Below are 24,029 nucleotides of genomic sequence, written 5' to 3' on the forward strand. Positions count from 1 at the left end.
GGCACACGGTGGACACCGGCCCCTGACAGGCGGTGGCCGTCCGCGTCGTACGGCCGCGCCTCACCCCGACCGGTGAGGCGCGGCCGGGCCACGGGCGCGCGGCAGTCAGCGGAGGCGGGCTCGTGCGAGCTGCCGGGACTGTGCGACCAGCCGGTCGGCGCTGTCCCACACCTCCGCGTCCTCCTCCAGGAAGCCCCCGGCGAGGTTGCGGGTGGTGATCGAGACCCGCAGCGGGCCGGGCGCGGGGCGGGACCGCACGTGCACGGTCAGCTCGACGGTCGGCACCCAGCCGGACAGCCCGATCTCGAAGGCCGTCGGCGGCAGCGCGTCGACCGCGAGGAGCAGCGACAGCGGGTCCGCGTCGCGGCCGTCGGCGAGTCCGAACCACGAGCGCATCTCGCCCTTCCCGGACGGCGCGCCGAGCGCCCAGCCCAGGGTCGCGGGGTCGAGCTTGAGGAACAGCCGGTCGGTGATCGCCGAGCTGCCGGGGATCGGGGCGGGCGCGTCCTGCGGACCGAAGCACTGGTCCATCGGCGGGATCGCGGGCGGCAGCGCGGTCGTCCGGACGTCGTCGGGCAGGGTGTCGAGATCGCCGTACGAGGCGAGCACGCGGATCCGCTCGATCTCGCGGCCCTCGTCGTCGTACTGGAAGAGGGACGCCTGTCCGGTCGACAGCGTCCGGCCCGTGCGTACGACGTCCGTGCGGATGACCGCGGGGCCCGGCTGGGACGCGGTCAGATAGTGCGCGGAGATCGTGAACGGATCGGAGTGCGGGAGGGCGTCGGCGAGCGCGCGGCCGAGGACGGCCAGCAGATAGCCGCCGTTGACGGCGCTGATGATCGTCCACCCGGCGGAGAGGTCGACGTCGTAGACGCCCGCCTCGCGCAGGGTGACGGCGGTGTCCCGGTCGAACTCGCTGTCGCCGATCGTGGCCCGTACGGCCTGTACCGAAGCTGCTTCTGGCATGCGTGAACGGTACAACAGGAAATTACTAAGCGGTAGCTTTTACTTGTTTCCGGCGCATGAACCCCCGCCGCCCCGCCCAACCGGGTGAGTATTCGGCCATTTCTCGTCAAGTGTCCGCAATCACCCGTGACCAATCGGTCCGACTTCTCCTCTGAAAGGACATGAGCCTCACCGGGACTCCGTTCCTCCTGACCGCGGTCGCGCTGTGTGCCGTCGCCCTCGTGCTGCCCCTGATCCTGTGGTCCCGGATCCCCGGGCCGGCGCCCGTACGCGGCGCGGCCCGGCTCCTGATGCTGCTGTTCGTCCAGGGCACGGCGATCAGCCTGGTCTTCGTCCTCGTGAACAACGCCAACAGCCTGTACGACGACTGGGCCGACCTCCTCGGGACCGGCGACCACGTCGAGCGGGCCGCCGACCTCGGGCCGGACGGCACCGGAGGGGTCGCGCCGGAGACCCTGCCCAAGGTGCGGCAGACCTTCCGGCAGGCCGACGGACGACGTATGCGGCAGGCCGGCGGAGTGCGCGTCACCGACCTGAGGGGGCGGGTGTCGGGGGTGCACGCCGAGGTCTACGTCTGGCTGCCGCCGCAGTACGACGAACCCGCCTACCGCCACCGGAGGTTCCCCGTGGTGGAACTGCTGCCGGGCTATCCGGGCTCCGCGAAGGCGTGGTTCGGATCGCTCAAGGTGCACGAGCAGCTGCTGCCGATGATGCGCGACGGGCGGGTCGCGCCGTTCATCCTGGTCGCGCCGCGCACCAACCTGCTGGCCCGGGCGGACACGGGCTGCGCGAACATCCCGGGCACGGTGAACGCCGAGAGCTGGCTCAGCATCGACGTGCCGAGGATGGTCACGGACAACTTCCGCGCCGAGGCCGCACCCGACGGCTGGGCGACGGCCGGATACTCGGCAGGGGCGCACTGCGCCACCAAGCTGGCCGTCGCCCACCCCGACCGCTACCGGGCCGCGGTGAGCATGTCCGGCTACAACGACCCGAAGGGCGAACGCAGTTCACTTGCCGGGCGGAGTGCCGAGCTGCGGGTACGGAACAATCCCCTACTGCTGCTCGCCGACCGCGTCCCGCCCCGTATCGCGCTCTACTTCTCCGGCGAGTCCGGCGACGGCTACGAGGCGGGCGCTCAGGTCCAGGCGATCGCGAAGCCGCCGACGAGCGTGGACGTGGTGCTGCTGCCGCGCACCGCGGGCGGCCACGACATGGGCTTGTGGCGGCCGCAGCTGCCGGAGGTGTTCCGCTGGCTGACACAGCGGTTCACCACGGACACCGGCACCGGCACGGACACCGGTGCCGACGCCGGCACCACGGTCGACCCGGACGAGACAGCAGGCCCGGCCGGCACCCCGGGAAAGTCCGGCCTGGTGGACACGGCAGACCCGTTCGGCACGGCCGACCGGGTCAGGGGGTCCCTTCCTCGCTCACGGTCGAGCGGCGGTTCCACGCGCGCGGAGCCCGCCAGTGGTACCGCATCGCGAACAGCCGCAGCACGAAGGCCGTGACCACGGCGAGGCCGCTGGTGAACGGCGTGAGCACGTCGTAGCGGATGCAGAGCACCACCATCGTGGCGCCGACGATCGCGGGCACCGCGTAGAGGTCGCGGTCCCAGCGCAGCAGCGAGGGCACCTCGTTGGCGAGGACGTCCCGCAGCACACCGCCGCCCACGGCCGTCGCGAGGCCGAGGGCGGCGGAAGCGGTCAGACCGAGCCCGTAGTCGTACGCCTTCACCGTGCCGGTGACACAGAACAGTCCGAGCCCGGCCGCGTCGAAGACGTTCACGCCGACCTGGATGCGCTCCACCTGAGGGTGCAGGAAGAACACGAGCAGGGCGGCGACGATCGGCGTGGTGAAGTACCCCAGATCCGTGAAGGCCGCCGGGGGTACCGCGCCGATGATGATGTCGCGCAGCAGCCCTCCGCCCAGCGCGGTGATCTCCGCGAGGACGGCGATGCCGAAGACGTCGAAGTTCTTGCGGACGGCCAGCAGAGCGCCGGAGATCGCGAAGACGAAAATGCCGATCAGATCGAGCGTGTGCTGGACGGAGGGGCTGAACAGATGCTGGAACACCCCCACATTCTCACCTGTCGCGGGGTGTGCGCCTTACGAAGCAAGGTCTAGACGACCGGCTTGCCTGTGGTGAACAGCCAGGTCTGGAAGAGGTCGTCGAGCTGGCGGCCGGAGATCCGCTCGGCGAGGGCGATGAAGTCGGCGGTACTGGCGTTGCCGTACCGGTGCAGCTTCGTCCAGGCGGGGAGCAGCTTGAAGAAGGCGGTGTCGCCGATGCGTTCGCGCAGCATCTGGAGGGTCATCGCGCCGCGCTGGTAGACGGCCGAGGCGAACATCGTGTCCCGCTGCGGATCGGCGACCGTGATCTGCCAGAAGGCGGAGTCCGCGGGCCGCGCGCTGTACCCGGCGACGAACGAGTCGTGCGCCGAGCGGATGCCCTTGTGCTCGGACCACAGCCACTGGGCGTAGGTCGCGAAGCCCTCGTTCAGCCAGATGTCCTTCCAGTGGTCCACCGAGACGGAGTCGCCGAACCACTGGTGGGCCAGCTCGTGCACGATGGTCGACTCCGAGCGCACCGCCGAGTAGGCGGGCTTCGACTGCACCTCCAGCGAGAAGCCGGCCTGCGGCATGTCGTCGACGATCGCACCGGTCTCCTCGAACGGGTACGGGCCGAAGACCTGCGACCAGTAGTCGGTGGCCTCGGCGGTGACGCCGTACACGTCGACGCTGTTGCTGTTGGCGAGCACCGGGTCGACGGCGACGTAGATCGGTGTCCCGGCGGGGGTCCTGCCGGTCTTCACGTCGAACTTCCCGATGGTCGCCGTGGCGAGGTAGGTGGCCATGGGCCTGCGCTCACGCCAGTGCGCGACCGTGCTGCCGCCCCTGTTCCGGGTCGATATCAGGCGTCCGTTGGAGACCGCGGTCAGGCCCTTGGGCGCCGTGATGCGGATGTCGTAGGTCGCCTTGTCGGACGGGTGGTCGCTGGAGGGGAACCAGGTGGAGGCGGCGTTGGGCTCGCAGGCGACGAAGACGCCGTCGGCGGTCTTCATCCACCCGTAGTCGGAGCCGAACACGATCGGGCCGCTCAGCGCTTCGGGGACTCCGCCGTAGGTGACGGTGACCGTGAAGGTCCTGCCCTTGGCCAGCACACCGCGCGGGGCGATGTGGATCTCGTCGCCCTCCCGCGTGAAGTGGGCTCGTCTGCCGTTCACTTCGACCCTCGTGACGTCCAGCTTCTGGAGGTCCAGGTCGAACGCGGAGAGGTTCTGGGTGGCGCGGGCGGTGAGGGTCGTACGGCCGTCGAGGCGGTCGGTGTCGGGGTTGTACGCCACGTCGAGGGCGTAGTGGCGGGCGTCGAAGCCGCCGTTGCCGAGCTGGGGGAAGTAGGCGTCGCCGATGCCGTCGGCGCCCGGGGTGGGGGCGGAGGAGGCGGCGATGAGGAGGAAGGAGGCAACCGCGGTCGCGAGAGCCCCTAAACGTGCCGAACGGGAGAGTGCCATCAGCGTCCCTTTCGTACGTGTGCCGATCATTTCCGATCAGACGGACACGGAGGACTCTGCACTCTCCCGTTCGAGCATGCTCATGACTTTGCCAAGTCGTCACGGCCTACTTGCCGGTTGACTCCTGACGATCGAATTCCGCGCCGTCGGCGGCCGGTCCGGAGCCTCGCGACCCGACCGGTCCGGAACCCGCCAAAACGTATGCCCCGGTGACCAGTTCCCTGGTCACCGGGGCATACGTACGGCACATTCGCGCCGTCTTCGATACGGCGTCCGACTACTTCTCGGGGTCGCTCGCCGATTCCTCCGACGCGCCCGGCTCGTCGGAACCGGCCGCGTTGGCGGGCTCCGCGGCCGCGACGTCCGTGGACTCGGCAGCGGTCTCGCCGGTCCGCAGGTCCGCGGCCACCGCCGCCGACGTCTCCGCGGACTCCGCCAGCACCTCGTCGGCCACGAGTTGGGCCGCCTGCTTCGCGACCGTCAGCAGCACGGTGTCCTGCGGTGCCTGGTCCGCGAAGTTCTCCGGGTGGTGACAGGCGACCTGCTGACCGGGCCTCAGCTCCAGGAGCGGCGGCTCGGTCGTCTTGCAGATCTCCGTCGCCTTCCAGCACCGCGTGTGGAAGCGGCAGCCGCTCGGCGGGGAGATCGGCGAGGGCACGTCGCCCTGGAGCAGGATGCGCTCGCTCTTCTCGTTCTTGCGCCGCGGGTCCGGGATCGGCACCGCCGACATCAGAGCCTTGGTGTACGGGTGCATCGGCGCCTTGTACAGCGACTCGCGGTCCGCCAGCTCGACGATCTTGCCGAGGTACATCACCGCGATCCGGTCCGAGACGTGCCGGACGACCGAGAGGTCGTGCGCGATGATCACGTACGTCAGGCCGAGCTCCTGCTGCAGGTCGTCCAGAAGGTTGACGACCTGAGCCTGGATCGAGACGTCCAGCGCGGAGACCGGCTCGTCCGCCACGACCAGCTTGGGGTTGAGCGCGAGCGCGCGGGCGATGCCGATGCGCTGGCGCTGACCGCCGGAGAACTCGTGCGGGTAGCGGTTGTAGTGCTCGGGGTTGAGCCCGACCACCGACAGCAGCCGCTGGACTTCCTTCTTGATACCGCCCTTGGGATCGACACCCTGGAGCTTGAAGGGAGCACCGACGATCGTGCCGATGGTGTGGCGCGGGTTCAGCGATGAGTAGGGGTCCTGGAAGATCATCTGCACGTCACGGCGCAGCGGTCGCATCCCGCCCACGCCGAGATGCGTGATGTCCTTGCCCTCGAACTCGATCTTGCCACCCGTCGGTTCGAGCAGCCGGGTGATCAGCCGGCCCATCGTCGACTTGCCACAGCCCGACTCGCCCACGACGCCGAGCGTCTCGCCGGCCTTGACCTCGAAGTCGATCCCGTCGACCGCGTGCACGGCGCCGACCTGCCGCTGGAGCAGGCCCTTGTGGATCGGGAAGTGCTTCTGCAGGCCGGTGACCTTCAGGAGCGTCTCACCGGGAGCGGCGTCCTTGGTGAGAGTCGCCGAGCGGTTGCTCTGTGCAGGGATGCTCACTGCTTTGTCCTCTGCGTTCTCACTCACAGCTTGGGCGCAATCTCTTCGATCCAGATCCGCTCCCGCTGCTCCTGCGTCATGTGGCAGGCGGCCCAGTGCTGGCTGCCGACCTCGGACAGCTCGGGGCGGACCGTGCGGGTGACGTTGTCCTTCGGGACGTCCGCGTACGGGCAGCGGGGGTTGAAGGCGCAGCCCGACGGGATGTTGATCAGCGAGGGCGGGGAGCCCTTGACCGGGATCAGGCGCTCGGTCTGGTCACGGTCCAGACGTGGCATGGAACCGAGCAGGCCCCACGTGTACGGGTGCCGCGGCTCGTAGAAGACCTTCTCGGCCGGGCCCCGCTCGATGCAGCGGCCGCCGTACATCACCAGGATGTCGTCGGAGAGTTCGGCGACGACGCCCAGGTCGTGGGTGATGACGATGACCGCGGAGCCGAACTCCTTCTGCAGGTCCCGGATGAGGTCGAGGATCTGCGCCTGGACAGTCACGTCCAGGGCGGTCGTCGGCTCGTCCGCGATCAGCAGCTCGGGGTTGTTGACCAGCGACATCGCGATCATCGCGCGCTGGCGCATACCGCCGGAGAACTCGTGCGGGTAGTTGTCGACCCGCTTGTCCGGCTGAGGGATCCCCACGCGGTCGAGCATCTCGATGGCACGCCTGCGCGCCACCTTCTTGTCGACCTTGTTGTGGATCCGGTAGGCCTCCACGATCTGCTGGCCGATCGTGTAGTACGGGTGCAGTGCCGACAGCGGGTCCTGGAAGATCATCGCCATCTCACGGCCACGCAGCTTGCGCACGTGGTCGGGGTCGGCGGAGAGCAGTTCCGTGCCGTCGAGCCAGATCTCGCCGGAGATCTGGGCCTTGCGCTTGCCGTACTGGCCGGCGGTGTGCAGGCCCATGATCCCGAGCGAGGTCACCGACTTGCCGGAGCCCGACTCGCCCACGATGCCGAGGGTCTTGCCCTTCTCCAGCGTGAAGCTGAGCCCGTCGACGGACTTGACGATGCCGTCGTCGGTCGGGAAGTGCACCTTCAGGTCGCGGACTTCGAGGAAGGAGGAAGGCGCGCGCGAGTCCTTCACGGGCTCGGTCATGGCCGCTCCGCTCTTGCTGAGTTCGGTCATGACAGCCTCACTCGGGGGTCGATCACGGCGTACAGGAGGTCGACGACCAGGTTGGCGAAGATCACCGCGAGCGAGGTGATCAGCGTGACGCCCAGGATGATCGGCAGGTCCTTGGTGTTGATCGCCGTCAGCACGGCCTGGCCGAGGCCCGGCAGGCTGAATGTGGTCTCGGTGAGGATCGCGCCGCCGATCAGGGCGCCGAGGTCCATACCGAACATGGTGAGGATCGGCGTCATGGTGGAACGCATCGCGTGCTTGCCGATGACGACCGGCTCGCGCAGGCCCTTGGCGCGGGCCGTGCGGATGTAGTCCTCACCGAGGATCTCCAGCATGGTGGCGCGGGTGATCCGGGCATACATGGCCGCGTAGAGGAAGGCGAGCGTGACCCAGGGGAGGATCATGCCGCCGAACCAGCCACTGACGCTCTCGTCGATGGGGACGTACTGCCCGTCCAGCCATCCGAGGCCGTAGCTGAAGACCGCCAGCGACAGCAGACCGGTGAAGTAGATCGGGAGCGAGACACCGCTGAGGGCGACGATCATCGCACCGCGGTCCCACAGGGAGCCGCGCTTGAGTGCGGAGAGCACACCCGCAGCGACACCGAAGATCAGCCACAGCACGGCGGCACCGAGCGCGAGAGCCAGGGTCACTGGGAAGCGGTCGGTGAGCACCGGCCAGATGGCCTGCTCGTTGCGGAAGGAGTATCCGAAACACGGGGCCGCGCAGTTCGTGACATCGCCGCCGGACGCGTACGTGCGTCCCACGAAGATGCCCTTGAAGAACTCCCAGACCTGAACGAAGATCGGCTCGCCCAGCCCGAGCTTCTGCCGAACGGCCTCGATCGCCGCGGGGTCGGCCTGCTTGCCCACGAACATCGTGGCCGGGTCCACGCCCGCCCAGCGGGGGACGAGGAAGAAGATGCCGAAGACCACCAGAATGATGACCACCAGCATCACTGCGGCGGCGAAGAGCCGCCTGATGAGGTAAGCGAGCACTGCTCTCGGCCCGGCGGCTGTGACCGCGGGCCACCGGAGGTCGTCCGGTGGCCCGCAGTCACGCCGCGCCGGCCTTCACCTGCCTTTCGTGCCGTATGGCGGGTGCGCCGGTCGGTATTACTTCTGCTTCAGAGCCAGGTTCACGAAGTCGTACTGACCGCTGTAGTTGTCGGTCGTGTAGACGTTCGCGAGGTTGCTGCCGCGCCAGTTGACGAACTTCTCGAAGACGAAGGGCAGGTAGTAACCGCCCTCCATGACCTTGTGGTTGATCTCCGTGGAGATCTCGGTCTTCTTCGCCTCGTCGAGCTCCTTGACGTAGCTGTCGAAGAGACCGTCGATCTTCTTGTCGTCGATCAGCGCGAAGTTGTTGTTGCCGCTCTCAAGGATGTACTTGCCGCTCCAGAGCGGCAGACCGAAGCCCTGGACGGTCGGGAAGTCCGGGCCCCAGCCCATGATGATGATGCCGTAGCCCTTCTTCTTCACGTTCGAGGGGCTACCGATGATGCCGCTGGTCTGCGCGCCGTCGTACTGGTCGATGTCGACGGTGATGCCGACCTTCTTCAGCGAGGCCTGGAGGGACTCGGCCGTGGCGACCTCGACCGGCTTGTTGTTGCGGACCGCGATGGTGGTCTTGAAACCGTCCGGCTTGCCGCAGGCCTTCAGCTCTTCCTTGGCCTTGGCGACGCTGCCGTTCTTGTTGGTCGTGGCCGACTCGTACGGGTCGTACTTCTGACCCTCGGCACCCGGGACGGACGGCGGCAGCATGTTGGTGCCGATGTCACCACCGGCGACCGGGCCACCGCGCGCGGTCTGCAGCGACTCGTGGTCGGCGCCGTAGATCACGGCCTTGCGGCAGTGCTCGTTGTCGAACGGCTTCACGCTCTGCGGGAAGACGGCGTAACGGACGTAGCCGGAGACCGGGTTGTCCAGGTTGGCCTTGTGCTTCTTCAGGGCGGTGGTGCGGCCCTGCGGCGACATGCCGGTCTGGTTGATGTCCAGGTCGTAGTCGCCGTTGATCAGACGCTGGTCCATGTCGTTGGCGTTGGTGAACAGCGTCAGCGATATCGCGTCCGGGTAGGCCTTGCGGATCGGGTCCGAGGACGCCTTCCACTCCGGGTTGCGGACCAGCTTGAGGCTCTTGTTCGGCGTGTACGAGTCGAACTTGTACGGGCCGGACGAGAACGGCTTCAGGCCGTACTTGGACTTGGTGTCCTTGTCCTGACGGACCGGCGCGGACGAGGCCAGCGCGAGGATGTCCTCGAAGTCCGAGTTGGCCTGCGGAAGCTTGAAGACGATGGTCTTGTCGTCCGGCGTCTCGATCGCCTTGAGGCCGAGCTTGTCCGCGGACTTGTCCTTGTAGGGACCCTTGTACTCGCCCTTGGGGTCGAGGATGTCCTTCAGGTAGACCGGACCGCCGGACAGAACGTCCTGCGCCCACTGGCGCTCGATGCCGTACTTGATGTCCTTGGAGGTGATCGGCTTGCCGTCCTCCCACGTCACGCCGTCACGCAGCGTGTACGTGTAGGTCTTGCCGTCGTCGGTGACCTTGCCCGTGCTGGTGGCGAGGTCCGGCGTGAGCTTGGCGCCGGCGGCACCGGGCTCGGCGTTACCGGTCACCAGGGTGCGGCTGTAGTACCGCATGAAGTTCCAGGCGAAGCCGTAGTAGCCGCGCGTGGTGTCCCACGAGTCGGCGTCCTGGACGCCCGCGAACTTCAGCGTGCCGCCCTTCTTCGCGAGGGAGGCCTGAGCGACCTTGTTGTTCGCAGCGTCGAAGCCGGGCGCGCCGTTCTTCGAGCCACCGCCCTCGTTGTCGTCGCCGCCGCCGCACGCCGCCGTGGACAGCAGTGCAGCGACCACCGCTGCGGCGGCCACGGCCTGCTTGCGCCGCCCTGTGGTGCGTTGGGTAATCACTCGGATCCTCCGTGTGTGTAGCGGCCCGTCCGATAGGTGACGGGCCCGGGGGTACGGCAGTTCAGCGGGAACCCTTCGGGTCGAGCGCATCGCGTACGCCGTCGCCGAAGAGGTTGAAGGAGAGCACGGTGATGAAGATCGCTACACCCGGAATGACCATGTACATCGGGTCCGAGTCGTAGTAATCGATCGCGGAGGAGAGCATCTGTCCCCAAGAGGCCGAGGGCGGCTTGACGCCCACGCCCAGGAAGCTGAGCGCCGCCTCGGTGAGGATGTTGGTCGGGATCATCATCGTCGTGTACACGATGATCGGCGCGACCAGGTTGGGCAGCAGCTCCTTGAACAGGATGTAGAACCGCCCGGCGCCGAGACTGCGCGCGGCCTCGACGTACTCGCGCTCACGCATGGAGAGCGTCTGACCCCGCACCACGCGTCCGACGTAGGGCCAGCCGAAGAAGCCGATCACCAGGATCATGACGAACAGGCGGACGCCCGTACCCGTCAGGCCCAGCATCTCGTTCGGCATGACCGACACGAGCGCGATGATGAAGAGCAGCTGCGGGAAGGCCAGCAGACCGTCCATCACGCGGCTGATGAGCGCGTCCAGCCAGCCGCCGAAGTAGCCGGCGAGCACGCCGAGGATGGTGCCGAGCACCACTGCGACCAGGGCCGACAGGAAGCCGACCAGGAGTGAGACCTGGGCGCCGTAGACGATCCGGGCGAAGATGTCGCGACCGCTGACCGGTTCGACACCGAGCAGATGGTCACCGCTGATCCCGCCGTAGGACCCGACGGGGGTCGAGAAGAGCGGGTCGATCAGGTTTTCGTGGTGGGTCTCGGGGTCCTGCCCGACCAGGCTCGTGATCAACGGCGCGAAGATCGCGACCAGGATCAGCACGAGCACCACGAGGCCGCCCGTCAGGGCCAGCTTGTCCCGCTTCAGGCGCTCCCAGGCGATGCGGCCGAGGGAACGTCCTTGTACCGCCTTCGCCTCGGCGGAGCCGGTAAGTGCCGCCTCCTCGGCCGCGCTCGGCGCGACTTCAGCCGTCGGCTCGTGCAATGGTGCCGTCATCTGGCAGGGACCCCTCTCAACCGGCGGTAGCCGGCCCACACTTGCCGCTGTAGCGGCGTGATCAGTCCGTAGTACTCAGGGGTTAAACCCCTGGAGCCGGAAGTCTTCAATGATTGGGCGATCTGTTGCCAGACTTGACGGTGAATGGATGCGCAAACGTGATGCCATCAGGGAGGTTCCGTTATCCGGACGGCGGATATCAAGGATCGAACTGCCGCAATCGGGACATACCGGTGCAGAGTTGGGCAATATCGCTCACGTTTGCACCAAATCACCACACGGCCTGTTCCGGCCGTCCATGGATCAGGATTGGCCACGCTTCGCCATCCAAGAAACCTTCGACGCCATAAGGAGACGTAAGTCATGGCAAGGATTGGCATGAGCACGCGATAGCGCAGCAGCTCGGCCCTGCAGAAACGGCCACGGAGCAGGTCCGTCGTCTGCCGTGTGGCGCCGGCAGACAGGCGCCGCCCCCACCCATGTCGAGGAGGGGCGGCGTTCCTGCTCCGACGTCAGGCCGATCGCGTCGAGGGATTCTTCGGCGCGTGGTCCGGTCAGTAAGCGGCGCCGCGCGGCGACGGGCCACCGTACCCGCGGACCGGAGCCGCGTGCGCCTCACGGTCGTAGAACGGCCGGGCGTTGGCACGCAGCCACATCGCGACCGGGTCGAACTCGTCCGACATCGCGACGGTGGAGACGGGCAGGCCGTCCGGGACCGCGCCGATGGACTGCTGCATCATCGCCCGCACCGAGTCGACGGCGGGCGGTGAAGTGTCGTACACGTCAAGGCCGATGGCGAGATACGGGGCCCCGAGCGTGGGCTGGACCCAGGCACGGCGCAACGAGCGTACGGCCGGGGTGAGATGGGCGTTCTGGGTGAGCAGGGCGTAGAACTGCGGGATCTCGATGCCGGGTTCGGAGAGCCGGAGCGGGCCGGCGGGCTGCCGCTCCAGGCCCGTGGCGATCCGGCGCAGATCCAGCCAGGGGATGCCCAGGCCGCCGCCGGGGGCGTGCGGGTTGAGCCAGAGGCCGAAGTGGTCGGCGTACAGGGTGCGGGCGACATCCAGCCCGTCCACCACCTCGTACGAGCGGTTCCAGCCGCTGGCCGAGAGTTCCTGGGCGGAGGTGACGCAAGGCGCGTACCCGAAGCCGTCCACCTGCATGTTCCCGTACTGGGCGTCCGGGGAGCCGGCCTGGCCGTGCCACAGGAGCATCCATACCTGGCCGGACGACGGCGTCGCGAGCGCGCGAAGGAGCGCCTCGTAGGCGTCGTAACGCCCGGGCGTCACCTGGCGCAGCATGTGCTCGACCTGCCCGGCCGCGGCCGTGCCCGACGCGCTCACCTCAACCGCCCCTTCGCGAACAATTCACGACCAACTCATCCAATACACCCGAGGCACCGGTTACGAACGTGCGTCAACACCTCGACCGGGCCATGAAACCAGCTTATGCGGGGATCGCGCTCCGCCGGGGGAAGCAGCCGAGAGCCGAGACGCACCGCGCGGGGGAGGCCGCGGGCCGTCGGCGGCCGGGCGCACGGTCCCCCGCGCACCCTCGGGACCGCGTCGTTCAGTGACCGTGCTGGTAGAAGGGGCGCACCTGGGCCCGCATCCAGTCGCCCACCGGGTCCTGCGTCACGTCGAGGAGAACCAGGTTCACCGGAATGTTCATCGGAACGCGGCCGAGGGCACGGCCGAGGGCGTCGAGGGGAAGCGTGCGGGCCTCGCCCTCCCACAGCGAGAGTTCGACGCCGATGAACATGACCGGATCGTCACCCTCGATGCTGGCCAGGCAGCGACGGGCGCTCAGGACGACGCCGGTCCCGGCGAACTCGGCCGAGGCCGCCGCCAGGAAGTCCACCGGGTCCTCCTGCCAGTCGGGCTCGAAGAGCCGCACCCGGCCACCGCTGGCCGGCCCGTCGAGCGGGGTCCGCCCGGCCCGGCACAGTTCGGCGACGGCCATCGGCGGCAGCGGTACGCCGACCACGCCGTCCGGGTTGACCGCGATGCCGACCTGCGGTGGAAGTCCGCGGGCGAACTCCACGGCGGGCGCGATCGTGTACGACATGTGTCCGCCGGTGACCTGGCGGAACTGCTCCTCGGAGCTGAAGACGGGGACGTACACCTGGCCCTCGAGCTCCATCGTGGGCAGATCGAGCGGGCCGCTCTGCGGGCCGCCGCCGTTGGGCAGCGGCACCCAGACGAAGCTGCGGCCGAGCACCTCGACGATGCGGGCGCCCGACGAGGGCCCCGCGGGTACGCCGAGGGAGGCGGACAGCACCTCCTCCAGCTCGTTGCCGGGCCAACCGCCGTGCGGGTGGGGGTGCGCCTGTGCCGGGAAGTCCATCTGTCTACCGCCTGCTTCGAACCACTGTTCCGGCAAAAGGTTAATGGGCCACCGCGACCGGTCAGTGGCCGAAGTCGATCCTGCGCAGCACGTCCGCCGCGTCCCGGTCGATGAGCACCGCCGAACCGCAGCCCTCGGGCAGGCCGCCCTTCTCGACGGAACGCAGCAGCCGGGTGATCGCGCCGCGATGGCGCGCGAAGGCATAGCGCGAGACGCCCCGGCCGCGCTCGCGCTGGCCGTCCAGCGCGGTGTCCGGCGTGACGTCGAGCAGCAGCAGGTGCAGTGCGCCGCCCCGGCGCCGGGCCTCGCGGGCGAGCCAGCGGCGCACCCAGGCCTGCGTGCCGCAGTCGTGCACGACGACTCCGCCGCCGCCGCGCAGCGCGCGGCGCAGGCCGGCGTAGTGCGAGAGGCGGACGAGGGGGCGGTAGACCGCGTAGGGCAGCAGGCGGGCCATCCGGCCGTCCCAGCGGTCGCGGGTGTCCTGCGAGTCGACGCGCGCGCCCTTCACGGCCCGCCGCATCAGCGTCGACTTGCCGCTGCCGGGCAGTCCCGTGACCACGACGAGGTCGCCCGCCCCGAAGCGGAGACCGTGCGGGCTGTGGCCCGCCCGGTCGCGGAGGTCGCGGACGACGACCGCCGGAAGCGGGCCGCGCGCCTCCCTGGCCGTCGCGCCGGGCTGCTCCGGCAGCGCGAGACCCGAGGTCGTCGCGTACGCCCTGGTCCTGTTCACCGTGACCGTCCTCCCCATGGATGTGGAGTCCCATCCCCGTCGAGTGTAAAGAGAGGGCAATGCCCGGCGCTTCCTGTTTCGGTGCGCGGACTGCCACAGGCCGGTTACAGATGGCGGACTGCCGGGATCGGACAGCGCGTGCAATGATGGCCGCGCCAACTGCATACCGGCCGCTTGAATCCGCGCGGGAGAGTCCTGGGTACGTGTACCCGGGCGCCGAAGGAGCAAGTCCCTCCCTTGAATCTCTCAGGCCCCGTTACCGCGCGGGCGAGGCACATCTGAAAAGCGGGCCGCTGACCAGTGGCTCCACCCAAGGTGCAAGTCAGGACCACCATTTCGTGGGGTACTGATGAACCTCTCAGGTTCCGATGACAGATGGGGAGGAACGACCTCGCCGTCATGCCTTGGGAGCCAGACCGATGAGCAGCAACGCACCCCGTCACACCGCGCTCGATGCCCTGCATCGCTCGCTCGGCGCGACGATGACCGACTTCGCGGGCTGGGACATGCCCCTGCGCTACGCCTCCGAGCGCGACGAGCACGTCGCCGTCCGTACGAAGGCAGGCCTCTTCGATCTCTCCCACATGGGCGAGATCACCGTCACCGGCCCGCAGGCGGCGGATCTCCTGAACCACGCGCTGGTCGGCAACATCGCCACCGTCGGCGTCGGCCGCGCCCGCTACACGATGATCTGCCAGGAGGACGGCGGCATCCTGGACGACCTGATCGTCTACCGGCTCGCCGAGCACGAGGCCGGGTCTTCTCACTACATGGTCGTCGCCAACGCCTCCAACGCCCAGGTGGTGCTGGACGCGCTGACCGGGCGCGCCGCCGGTTTCGACGCGGTCGTGCGCGACGACCGTGACGCCTACGCGCTGATCGCCGTGCAGGGGCCCGAGTCCCCCGGCATCCTCAAGGCGGTCACCGACGCGGACCTCGACGGTCTGAAGTACTACGCGGGCCTGCCGGGCACGGTGGCCGGAGTTCCGGCCCTGATCGCCCGCACCGGCTACACCGGCGAGGACGGCTTCGAGCTGTTCGTGGCGCCCGCCGACGCCGAGAAGGTGTGGCAGGCGCTGACCGACGCGGGCACCCCGGCCGGGCTGGTCCCCTGCGGTCTGTCGTGCCGCGACACGCTGCGCCTGGAGGCGGGCATGCCGCTGTACGGGCACGAGCTGACCACCGCGCTGACCCCCTTCGACGCCGGCCTCGGGCGGGTCGTGAAGTTCGAGAAGGAAGGCGACTTCGTGGGGCGCGAGGCCCTGACCGAAGCCGCCGAGCGTGCCGCTTCCGAGCCGCCGCGCGTGCTGGTCGGGCTGATCGCCGAGGGCCGTCGTGTGCCGCGCGCCGGGTATCCCGTCGTCGCCGACGGCAAGGTGATCGGTGAGATCACCTCCGGCGCCCCCTCCCCCACGCTGGGCAAGCCGATCGCGATGGCGTACGTCGACGCCGCGCACGCGGCGCCGGGCACCGCCGGTGTCGGCGTGGACATCCGGGGCAGTCACGAACCGTACGAGGTCGTGGCGCTGCCGTTCTACAAGCGCCAGAAGTGACACTGGTCCGCAAAGGCCGGACATGACACGGACGCCCGTCAGGCGCCGGCCGTGACCGTCGGCCCCGTCGCGCGCCCGAAGTGACCCTGCGCACATCCGCCCGGGTCACCCACGCTTCCCTTCATCAGCACTCCACCGCGTACAGGAGAATTCAGGCCATGAGCAACCCCCAGCAGCTGCGCTACAGCAAGGAGCACGAGTGGCTGTCCGTCGCCGAGGACGGCGTCGCGACGGTCGGCATCACCGAGTTCGCGGCCAACGCGCTCGGCGATGTCGTCTACGCCCAGCTCCCGGAGGTCGGTGACACGGTCACCGCGGGCGAGTCCTGCGGCGAGCTGGAGTCGACCAAGTCGGTCAGCGACCTGTACTCCCCGGTCAATGGCGAGGTCGTCGAGGCCAACCAGGACGTGGTGGACGACCCGTCGCTGGTGAACTCCGCGCCCTTCGAGGGCGGCTGGCTGTTCAAGGTCCGCGTCGCGGACCAGCCCGAGGACCTGATGTCCGCCGACGAGTACACCGCCTTCACCGCCGGCTGAGGAGTCACCGCATGTCGATTCTGAACACCCCGCTTCACGAGCTGGACCCGGACGTCGCCGCCGCCGTCGACGCCGAGCTGCACCGCCAGCAGTCCACCCTGGAGATGATCGCCTCGGAGAACTTCGCTCCGGTCGCGGTCATGGAGGCCCAGGGCTCGGTCCTGACCAACAAGTACGCCGAGGGCTACCCGGGCCGCCGCTACTACGGCGGCTGCGAGCACGTCGACGTGATCGAGCAGATCGCCATCGACCGCGTCAAGGCGCTGTTCGGCGCCGAGCACGCCAACGTGCAGCCGCACTCGGGCGCCCAGGCCAACGCGGCCGCGATGTTCGCGCTGCTCAAGCCGGGCGACACGATCATGGGTCTGAACCTCGCGCACGGCGGGCACCTCACCCACGGCATGAAGATCAACTTCTCCGGCAAGCTCTACAACGTGGTCGCGTACCACGTGAGCGACGAGACCGGTCAGGTCGACATGGCCGAGGTCGAGCGCCTCGCCAAGGAGTCCCGGCCGAAGCTGATCGTGGCCGGCTGGTCCGCCTACCCACGGCAGCTGGACTTCGCCGAGTTCCGCCGGATCGCCGACGAGGTCGGCGCGTACCTCATGGTCGACATGGCGCACTTCGCCGGCCTGGTGGCCGCGGGGCTGCACCCGAACCCGGTGCCGCACGCCCACGTCGTCACGACGACCACCCACAAGACCCTCGGCGGTCCCCGCGGTGGCGTGATCCTCTCGACGGCCGAGCTGGCCAAGAAGATCAACTCCGCGGTCTTCCCGGGTCAGCAGGGCGGTCCGCTGGAGCACGTGATCGCCGCCAAGGCCGTCTCCTTCAAGGTCGCCGCCTCCGACGACTTCAAGGAGCGCCAGCAGCGCACGCTGGACGGCGCGCGCATCCTGGCCGAGCGCCTGGTCCAGGACGACGTGAAGGCCGTGGGCGTGGACGTCCTGTCCGGCGGCACGGACGTGCACCTGGTCCTGGTCGACCTGCGCAACTCCGCGCTGGACGGGCAGCAGGCCGAGGACCGTCTCCACGAGGTCGGCATCACGGTCAACCGCAACGCCATCCCGAACGACCCCCGCCCGCCGATGGTCACCTCCGGCCTGCGCATCGGCACGCCCGCCCTCGCCACCCGCGGCTTCACGGCCGAGGACTTCACCGAGGTCGCGGACATCATCGCCGAGGCGCTGAAGCCGTCGTACGACGAGGAGTCCCTGAAGAGCCGGGTGTCCGCTCTGGCCGACAAGCACCCGTTGTACCCCGGCCTGAAGTAGTTTCGTACGCTATTTGTCGTACGTTTTCGTTCGTACGGTATTTTTCGTACAGACGTCCGGGGCACCGCGCACACTGGAAGCAGCGCGCGGTGCCCCGTTCCATGCAGTCCCGCACCACCTCCGTCGGACAACGGCGTCCGGCGAAACCAGCAAGGAGTTCCCGTGGCCATCTCGGTCTTCGACCTGTTCTCGATCGGCATCGGCCCGTCCAGCTCCCACACGGTGGGCCCGATGCGCGCCGCGCGCATGTTCGCCCGGCGGCTGCGCAACGAAGAACTGCTGACCCCGGTCACGGCGATACGCGCCGAGCTGTACGGCTCCCTGGGCGCGACCGGCCACGGTCACGGCACCCCCAAGGCGGTGCTGCTCGGCCTGGAGGGCGCCTCGCCCCGCACGGTCGACGTGGAGGGCGCGGACGACCGCGTGGAGCAGATCAAGTCGTCCGGCCGGATCAACCTGCTCGGCGAGCACGAGATCGACTTCTCCTTCGACGACGACCTGGTCCTGCACCGCCGCAAGACCCTGCCGTACCACGCGAACGGCATGACGATCTTCGCGTACGACGCCTCGGGCGAGCTCGTCCTGGAGAAGACGTACTACTCGGTCGGCGGCGGCTTCGTGGTCGACGAGGACGCGGTCGGCGAGGACCGCATCAAGCTCGACGACACGGTCCTGAAGTACCCGTTCCGCACGGGCGACGAGCTGCTGCGGCTCACGAAGGAGACCGGCCTGTCGATCTCCGCCCTGATGCTGGAGAACGAGCGGGCCTGGCGCACCGAGGAGGAGATCCGCGAAGGGCTCCTCGGCATCTGGCGCGTGATGCAGGCGTGCGTCTCGCGCGGTATGGCTCGCGAGGGCATCCTGCCGGGCGGCCTCAGGGTCCGCCGCCGCGCCGCCCACTCGGCCCGCCAGCTGCGCGCCGAGGGCGACCCGCTGGCCCACGCGATGGAGTGGATCACCCTCTACGCGATGGCGGTCAACGAGGAGAACGCGGCGGGCGGACGGGTGGTCACCGCCCCTACCAACGGCGCGGCGGGCATCATCCCGGCGGTCCTGCACTACTACATCAACTTCGTGCCGGGCGCCGACGAGGAGGGTGTCGTACGGTTCCTGCTCGCGGCCGGAGCCATCGGCATGCTCTTCAAGGAGAACGCCTCCATCTCGGGCGCCGAGGTCGGCTGCCAGGGCGAGGTCGGCTCGGCCTGCTCGATGGCGGCCGGCGCGCTCGCCGAGGTGCTCGGCGGAAGCCCCGAGCAGGTCGAGAACGCCGCCGAGATCGGCATGGAGCACAACCTCGGCCTGACCTGCGACCCGGTCGGCGGCCTGGTCCAGATCCCCTGCATCGAGCGCAACGGCATGGCCGCGGTGAAGGCCGTCACGGCGGCCAGGATGTCCATGCGCGGCGACGGCTCCCACATGGTCTCCCTCGACAAGGTCATCAAGACCATGAAGGAGACCGGCGCCGACATGAGCGTGAAGTACAAGGAGACGGCCCGGGGCGGGCTGGCGGTCAACATCATCGAGTGCTGACGACCAGGCCCTGACCCGGCCCGCAGGGTGCCGGCCGCCGCCTCGGCGGCCCGGCCCCGGGAGGCGCGGGGCGTGCGCGCCGGACAGCCGTGCGAGGGTGGAGCGGGCGAAGTGCGGGCAGTTGAAAGGTGGTTGTTCCCCCACGAACACCGGCCGTCACCCCACACGGCCCGTCCCCCACGCACGGAGGCTCCATCCATGCTGCGAGGCATCGACGTCAGCGCCTACCAGTCGTCCGCGTACAGCACCGCCGGCCTCTCCTTCGTCTTCGTCAAGGCGACGGAAGGCCGCTCGTACGTCAACCCGAAGCTCACCGCGCAGGTGAAGACGGCCCGTGACGCGGGCTGTGTGGTGGGCTTCTACCACTTCCTGTGGCCGGGCAACATCACCGCCCAGGCCGCGTACTTCCTGAGCAAGGCCCCCGAGAAGGCGGGCGACCTGCTCGCCGTCGACTGGGAGACCACGGGCGACGGAACCCACGCGAGCAACGCGGAGAAGGACCGCTTCATCCGCAAGGTGAAGGAGCTCCGACCGGACCACCGCGTGCTGCTCTACGCCAACCGGAACTTCTGGCTGAACGTCGACACCACCGCGTACGCCGGCGACGGCCTCTGGATCGCCGACTACGTCACCGCCGGCGAACCCCGCGTCAAGGCGAAGTGGCGATTCCACCAGCACACCGACGAGCCGGTGGACAAGGACGTCGCGAACTTCGCGAGCAAGGCCGCGCTGCGCGCGTGGGCCGGCAGCGCCTAGAGATCGTCGACGCGGAGGCCACGGGAGCGCCCCGCGCCCCGGTCCCGGGGACCGGCGGACCCGTCGGTCCCGGACGGACGCCGGGCGATCCGCGGCCGGAACCGGAGTACCGTGGCCGTACCGAGCGCACCTCGCACGCCGTCATCCATTTCGGCGTCGCCCTCGGGGAACGGCAAGGCCGGAGCACATCGCGTCCGGCCAGAGATGAGCCGCCCCACATGAGTCTGATGAGTCTCGGAGTACTCGCCTCCTCCCGCAAGGAGAACGAGTTCCGCCTGCCGCTGCACCCTCGCCACCTCGACCGGATAGCCCCGGACGTCCGTGAGAAGATCTTCCTCGAACACGGCTACGGCGAACGGTTCGGCGTCGCCGACGACGCGCTGCGACCACTCGTGGCCGGCCTGCGCACCCGCGAGCAGCTCGTCGCCGAGTGCGACATCATGCTGCTGCCCAAGCCCCTGCACGACGACATCGCCGAGCTGCGCGAGGGTCAGGTGCTGTGGGGATGGCCGCACTGTGTGCAGGACGAGAAGATGACGCAGATCGGCATCGACCGGCGGCTGACCCTGATCGCCTGGGAAGCCATGAACCACTGGACCTCCACGGGCGCCTTCAGCGTCCATGTGTTCCACAAGAACAATGAGCTCGCGGGCTACTGCTCGGTGCTGCACGCCCTGCAGCTCGGCGGGCTGACCGGCAGCTACGGACGCCGCCTGCGCGCGGCGGTCATCAGCTTCGGCGCCACGGCGCGTGGAGCGGTCACGGGTCTGGGCGCCATGGGCGTCTCCGACGTCACGGTGCTCACCCAGCGGGCCGCCGCGGCGGTGGCCTCGCCGATGCCCTCGGTCGTGATGGGGCACTTCCAGGAGCAGGAGGACGATCCGTCGCGCCTGCAGGCGGTCACCGCGGCCGGTTCCGTGCCGCTGGCGGAGTACCTGGCCGGGTTCGACATCATCGTCAACTGCATTCTCCAGGACACCGACGCTCCGCTCACGTTCGTCACCGACGAGGAACTCGCCCTGTTCCGGCCGGGGACCTTCTTCATCGACGTCGCCTGCGACGAGGGCATGGGCTTCGCGTGGGCCCGCCCGACCACCTTCGGCGACCCCATGCCCATGGTGGGCTCGGGCTGCCACTACTACGCGGTGGATCACAGCCCGTCCCACCTGTGGAACTCCGCCACCTGGGAGATCAGCGAGGCGCTGCTTCCCTATCTGCGCAAGGTCATGAGCGGCCCCGCGGCATGGGACGCCGACGTCACGGTCGCCAAGGCCATCGAGATCCGCGACGGGGTCGTCCAGAACCCGAAGATCCTCTCCTTCCAGCACCGGTCGGCCGCCTACCCCCACGCTCCCGAGATCCCGGCGGCCAAGGCGGTCTCAGCGGCCTAGGCACCATCGGGACCGCCCCCCGTCCCCGCTCCCGCGACGGACAGGCTTACGATTCCGCTGGTCACCGGGGCGACCAGCGGCCGGACGAACGGGGAGCGATCACATGGGTGGGACGGTCACGGCGGTCAGCAGCAGCGGGACGTACTCGTTCACCAAGCCGAACCGGGAGAGCGTCACCCTGCTCGCCGGGCTCGGCGTGGAGGGGGACGTGCACGCCGGGACGACGGTCAAGCACCGCTTCCGGATGGAGAAGGACCCGTCACAGGTGAACCTGCGGCAGGTGCACCTCATCCACGAGGAGCTGTTCGCCGAGGTGCGGGAGGCCGGTTTCGAGGTCGCGGCCGGTCAGCTCGGGGAGAACGTCACCACCCGGGGGATAGACCTGCTGGGGCTGCCCACGGGGACGCGGCTGCGCCTCGGGGGGGTGGCCGTCGTCGAGGTGACCGGGCTGCGGAACCCCTGCGCCCAGATCGACACCTTCGAGAAGGGGCTCCTGAAGCAGGTCGTCGGGCGGGGAGAGGACGGGAAGGCCCGGTTCAGGTCCGGGATCATGAGTGTCGTCCTCGTCGGCGGAGTGGTGCGGCCCGGCGACGGCGTGGCGATGGAACTTCCGGACGGGCCGCACCGGCCCCTGGAGATCGTCTGACCTCCCCACGGCTGCCGGCCGGTGTACGCGGTCGGCAGCCGTACGGCCGCAGCGGTTATCCGCGGAAGGCCGGCGTGCGCTCCGGGGATGCCTCCGCCAGCGCCTTCGTCACCGCGTCGATGCCTTCCTGGAGACCGTAGACGGGGGTGTCGGGCTGCTGGCGCCAGGAGTCGTCCAGGCCGCCGGCGTCGACGGTGTCGAAGCCGATCTCGTCGATCAGGTCGCGCACGCGCCGCTTCGCCGCCTCGTCGTCGCCGGCCACCGGGAGGGCCATGCGGTCGGGGGCACCGGCCGGACGGGCACGGTCCAGAATGTCCTGGGCGTAGGTGCCGTTGAAGGCCTTGACGACCGTGTGGCCGAGCTGCCGGGCGGTCCAGCGGCTCTCGGTGAGGCCGTCGTCCTCGATCCCGGCGATCCTGCCGTCGCGCTGCTGGGGGTAGTAGTTGCCGGTGTCGATGACGGCGGCGCCCTCGGCGGCCCCGTCCAGGACGCCGTCCGGCAGGTCCGGCACGGCCTTGAGCGGGATCGTGACGATCACGACGTCGGCGCCCCGTGCCGCCTCCTCGACCGTGACGGGGGTCGCCCCGGTCTCTTCGGCGAGCTCGGTGAGCGTGTGGGGGCCGCGGGAGTTGGCGACGGAGACGTCGTGACCGACGGCGGTGAGCCGCCGGGTGAGGTTGCCGCCGATGTTGCCCGCGCCGATGATGCCGATCTTCATGAGAGACAGACCCTTCCGGGGTGGATGCTCCTGATGGGCATCACCAACCCCGGAGGCGGATGCCCTATTCCAGGACGTGCCGTATTCGGGTGACCGTCACCGGATCACCGGATCACCGGACCGCGGTCACCGGGCCCGGACCGCCGGGCTTCCGGGCCCGCCGATGGGTTCCGGCACGCTGAAGGGGCGCCCGCCGGAAGACCGGTGGACGCCCCTTCGGCAGACGTCACTTGTTCAGGTGGGCCCAGAACTCGTCGAACGAGAGGAGCTTGTCGCCGTTGAGGTCGCGGCTGGCGATGAGGGCCTCCGCCACCGACTCGGTGACGTTCCAGTCGCCGCCCTGGGCGAGAGCGGACTTGAACTCGGCTGCGGTGATGAACCCGTCACCGTCCGTATCGATCCGCTCGAACTGCTTGCGTGCTTCCTCGATGTCGGCCACCGATCCGCCCCTTCGTCGTGCATCACTGCGTGCGTTGCTGCCTTGTGTACGGAGGTCACATTAACGGTCCGCGCGAGCGCGCAGTGCGGCGACCACCCAGGCGAACTCCTCGCGGTACGCCGAGAGCGGGTCCATGCCGCGTACCAGCGCGCTCAGCTCCCGGAAGCGGGCCATCTCGGCGTGTGCCGCGGACTCCATGCGCGCCAGTACGGCGGCCCGGTCGGCGTCGCCGAGGAGCCCGCTCAGCACCGTGTCCGCCTCCGGCGACGCGGGGTCGACGCCCCGCTCCAGCGCCTCGCCCGCCAGTTGCACCAGCCGGCTCATGAACCACAGGGACGTGCCCGGCGCCACGTCCGGCCCCCGGTCCGCCGCGTTGAACTCGATCATCTCGCGCATCCGGGCGCGGAAGCCCCGGTCCTGGATCAGCTCGGCCAGTTCCACCCAGGCGTCCACCTGCTCGGGGGCCGGGTCGTCCGGAAGATCGCCGATGCTGAACCGCATCCGGGTACGGATGTCGGGGTCCGCGGTGTCCAGGCCTCCGAAGGTCTCCTCCATGAAGTCGTCGATGATGCGCCCGCGTTCGGCGGCCGAGAGCCGCGCCAACTTGTTCATGAGTGTCATCTCCTCCGCGGTCGAGCCGCGTCGCGCCACGGTCGACAGCACCGCCCGGGTCACCTTCAGCGACCTGATCTGCGCGTCCAGCGCGGCCACGTGCGCGGCCGCCACCTCCGCCACCGTCGTCTCGCCCGCCAGCACCCGGCGCACGTCGTCGAGCCCCAGCCCGAGCTCGCGCAGGGTGCGGATCAGCTCCAGGCGGGCCACGGACCCGGCGTCGTACAGGCGGTAGCCGCCCGCGGACCGGGCCACCGGGGGCAGCGCGCCCTCGTCCGACCAGTAGCGGATGGTGCGGACGGACAGGCCGGTGCTGCGGGCCAGGCGCCCGATGGTGAAAAGGCCGGTGCCGTCTTCGATCATGTC

At 69.3% G+C, this 24,029-nt stretch carries 21 protein-coding genes, 1 pseudogene and 1 riboswitch; of the genes and pseudogenes, 8 read left to right on the forward strand and 14 right to left on the reverse strand.

Features of this window, described 5'->3' with window-relative positions:
* Window positions 1-105: 105 nt before the first annotated feature.
* The gene (locus tag ACFWBT_RS15835) at window positions 106-966 is read right to left on the reverse strand and encodes a thioesterase family protein (RefSeq protein WP_351541784.1); all 861 of its coding nucleotides are present in this window, start codon (window positions 964-966) and stop codon (window positions 106-108) included.
* Between the two features lie 161 nt (window positions 967-1,127).
* Here ACFWBT_RS15835 and ACFWBT_RS15840 point away from each other — a divergent pair, with 161 nt between their 5' ends.
* Window positions 1,128-2,480: an alpha/beta hydrolase gene (locus ACFWBT_RS15840; protein ID WP_385700254.1), complete on the forward strand. Its 1,353-nt coding sequence runs from the start codon at window positions 1,128-1,130 to the stop codon at window positions 2,478-2,480.
* Here the strand turns inward: ACFWBT_RS15840 and ACFWBT_RS15845 are convergent.
* The 10 genes from ACFWBT_RS15845 to ACFWBT_RS15890 form a co-directional block, all read right to left on the reverse strand.
* Window positions 2,380-3,045: a trimeric intracellular cation channel family protein gene (locus ACFWBT_RS15845; protein ID WP_351541785.1), complete on the reverse strand. Its 666-nt coding sequence runs from the start codon at window positions 3,043-3,045 to the stop codon at window positions 2,380-2,382. The two genes, ACFWBT_RS15840 and ACFWBT_RS15845, sit on opposite strands and share 101 nt — an antisense overlap.
* Before the next feature lie 47 nt (window positions 3,046-3,092).
* Window positions 3,093-4,484 (reverse strand): M1 family metallopeptidase, encoded by a 1,392-nt coding sequence (locus tag ACFWBT_RS15850; RefSeq protein ID WP_385700257.1) that lies wholly within the window; start codon window positions 4,482-4,484, stop codon window positions 3,093-3,095.
* Between the two features lie 277 nt (window positions 4,485-4,761).
* The gene (locus tag ACFWBT_RS15855; RefSeq protein WP_385700260.1) at window positions 4,762-6,033 is read right to left on the reverse strand and encodes an ABC transporter ATP-binding protein; all 1,272 of its coding nucleotides are present in this window, start codon (window positions 6,031-6,033) and stop codon (window positions 4,762-4,764) included.
* A 23-nt stretch (window positions 6,034-6,056) separates the two neighbouring features.
* The gene (locus tag ACFWBT_RS15860) at window positions 6,057-7,154 is read right to left on the reverse strand and encodes an ABC transporter ATP-binding protein (protein ID WP_385700263.1); all 1,098 of its coding nucleotides are present in this window, start codon (window positions 7,152-7,154) and stop codon (window positions 6,057-6,059) included.
* Window positions 7,151-8,149: an ABC transporter permease gene (locus ACFWBT_RS15865; RefSeq protein WP_385700266.1), complete on the reverse strand. Its 999-nt coding sequence runs from the start codon at window positions 8,147-8,149 to the stop codon at window positions 7,151-7,153. Before ACFWBT_RS15865 ends, ACFWBT_RS15860 begins: the two co-directional genes overlap by 4 nt.
* Window positions 8,150-8,266: 117 nt before the next feature.
* Window positions 8,267-10,060 carry an ABC transporter substrate-binding protein gene (locus ACFWBT_RS15870; RefSeq protein ID WP_385700269.1) on the reverse strand — a complete coding sequence of 598 codons (1,794 nt, stop codon included), beginning with the start codon at window positions 10,058-10,060 and terminating at the stop codon, window positions 8,267-8,269.
* Between the two features lie 61 nt (window positions 10,061-10,121).
* On the reverse strand, window positions 10,122-11,132 hold the full coding sequence (locus ACFWBT_RS15875) for an ABC transporter permease (protein WP_385700271.1): 1,011 nt from the start codon (window positions 11,130-11,132) through the stop codon (window positions 10,122-10,124).
* Between the two features lie 554 nt (window positions 11,133-11,686).
* On the reverse strand, window positions 11,687-12,475 hold the full coding sequence (locus ACFWBT_RS15880) for an enhanced serine sensitivity protein SseB C-terminal domain-containing protein (RefSeq protein ID WP_385700274.1): 789 nt from the start codon (window positions 12,473-12,475) through the stop codon (window positions 11,687-11,689).
* 226 nt (window positions 12,476-12,701) lie between these two features.
* Window positions 12,702-13,478, reverse strand: a complete 777-nt coding sequence (locus ACFWBT_RS15885) for an enhanced serine sensitivity protein SseB (protein WP_385700275.1) — start codon at window positions 13,476-13,478, stop codon at window positions 12,702-12,704.
* A 61-nt stretch (window positions 13,479-13,539) separates the two neighbouring features.
* A complete protein-coding gene (locus ACFWBT_RS15890) occupies window positions 13,540-14,208 on the reverse strand; it encodes an AAA family ATPase (RefSeq protein ID WP_385700278.1) in 669 nt (222 codons plus the stop codon).
* A 175-nt stretch (window positions 14,209-14,383) separates the two neighbouring features.
* Window positions 14,384-14,480: riboswitch (glycine riboswitch) on the forward strand.
* 147 nt (window positions 14,481-14,627) lie between these two features.
* Between ACFWBT_RS15890 and gcvT the strand changes: the two genes are divergently transcribed.
* From gcvT to ACFWBT_RS15925, 7 genes are all read left to right on the forward strand, one after another.
* Entirely contained in the window at window positions 14,628-15,761 is a 1,134-nt protein-coding gene (gene gcvT, locus ACFWBT_RS15895; protein WP_385700281.1) for a glycine cleavage system aminomethyltransferase GcvT, read from the forward strand.
* A gap of 158 nt (window positions 15,762-15,919) precedes the next feature.
* A complete protein-coding gene (gene gcvH, locus ACFWBT_RS15900; RefSeq protein ID WP_266762993.1) occupies window positions 15,920-16,297 on the forward strand; it encodes a glycine cleavage system protein GcvH in 378 nt (125 codons plus the stop codon).
* An 11-nt stretch (window positions 16,298-16,308) separates the two neighbouring features.
* Entirely contained in the window at window positions 16,309-17,571 is a 1,263-nt protein-coding gene (gene glyA, locus ACFWBT_RS15905; RefSeq protein ID WP_385700284.1) for a serine hydroxymethyltransferase, read from the forward strand.
* 162 nt (window positions 17,572-17,733) lie between these two features.
* The gene (locus ACFWBT_RS15910; RefSeq protein ID WP_385700285.1) at window positions 17,734-19,101 is read left to right on the forward strand and encodes an L-serine ammonia-lyase; all 1,368 of its coding nucleotides are present in this window, start codon (window positions 17,734-17,736) and stop codon (window positions 19,099-19,101) included.
* Window positions 19,102-19,299: 198 nt separating this feature from the next.
* Window positions 19,300-19,857, forward strand: coding sequence for a glycoside hydrolase family 25 protein (locus ACFWBT_RS15915; protein ID WP_385700288.1), 558 nt, complete (start codon window positions 19,300-19,302; stop codon window positions 19,855-19,857).
* A gap of 218 nt (window positions 19,858-20,075) precedes the next feature.
* A complete protein-coding gene (locus ACFWBT_RS15920) occupies window positions 20,076-21,248 on the forward strand; it encodes a N(5)-(carboxyethyl)ornithine synthase (RefSeq protein ID WP_385700289.1) in 1,173 nt (390 codons plus the stop codon).
* 103 nt (window positions 21,249-21,351) lie between these two features.
* Window positions 21,352-21,894, forward strand: coding sequence for an MOSC domain-containing protein (locus ACFWBT_RS15925; RefSeq protein WP_385700292.1), 543 nt, complete (start codon window positions 21,352-21,354; stop codon window positions 21,892-21,894).
* Between the two features lie 55 nt (window positions 21,895-21,949).
* Here the strand turns inward: ACFWBT_RS15925 and ACFWBT_RS15930 are convergent.
* The 3 genes and pseudogenes from ACFWBT_RS15930 to ACFWBT_RS15940 form a co-directional block, all read right to left on the reverse strand.
* Window positions 21,950-22,639 (reverse strand): annotated as a pseudogene (locus ACFWBT_RS15930) (NADPH-dependent F420 reductase); the annotation flags it as partial.
* A gap of 199 nt (window positions 22,640-22,838) precedes the next feature.
* A complete protein-coding gene (locus tag ACFWBT_RS15935; protein ID WP_385700294.1) occupies window positions 22,839-23,051 on the reverse strand; it encodes an EF-hand domain-containing protein in 213 nt (70 codons plus the stop codon).
* Window positions 23,052-23,111: 60 nt separating this feature from the next.
* Window positions 23,112-24,026, reverse strand: coding sequence for a MerR family transcriptional regulator (locus ACFWBT_RS15940; protein ID WP_385700297.1), 915 nt, complete (start codon window positions 24,024-24,026; stop codon window positions 23,112-23,114).
* Between the last annotated feature and the right edge of the window lie 3 nt (window positions 24,027-24,029).

This window comes from Streptomyces sp. NPDC060027, assembly GCF_042737005.1.
Classification (GTDB): domain Bacteria; phylum Actinomycetota; class Actinomycetes; order Streptomycetales; family Streptomycetaceae; genus Streptomyces.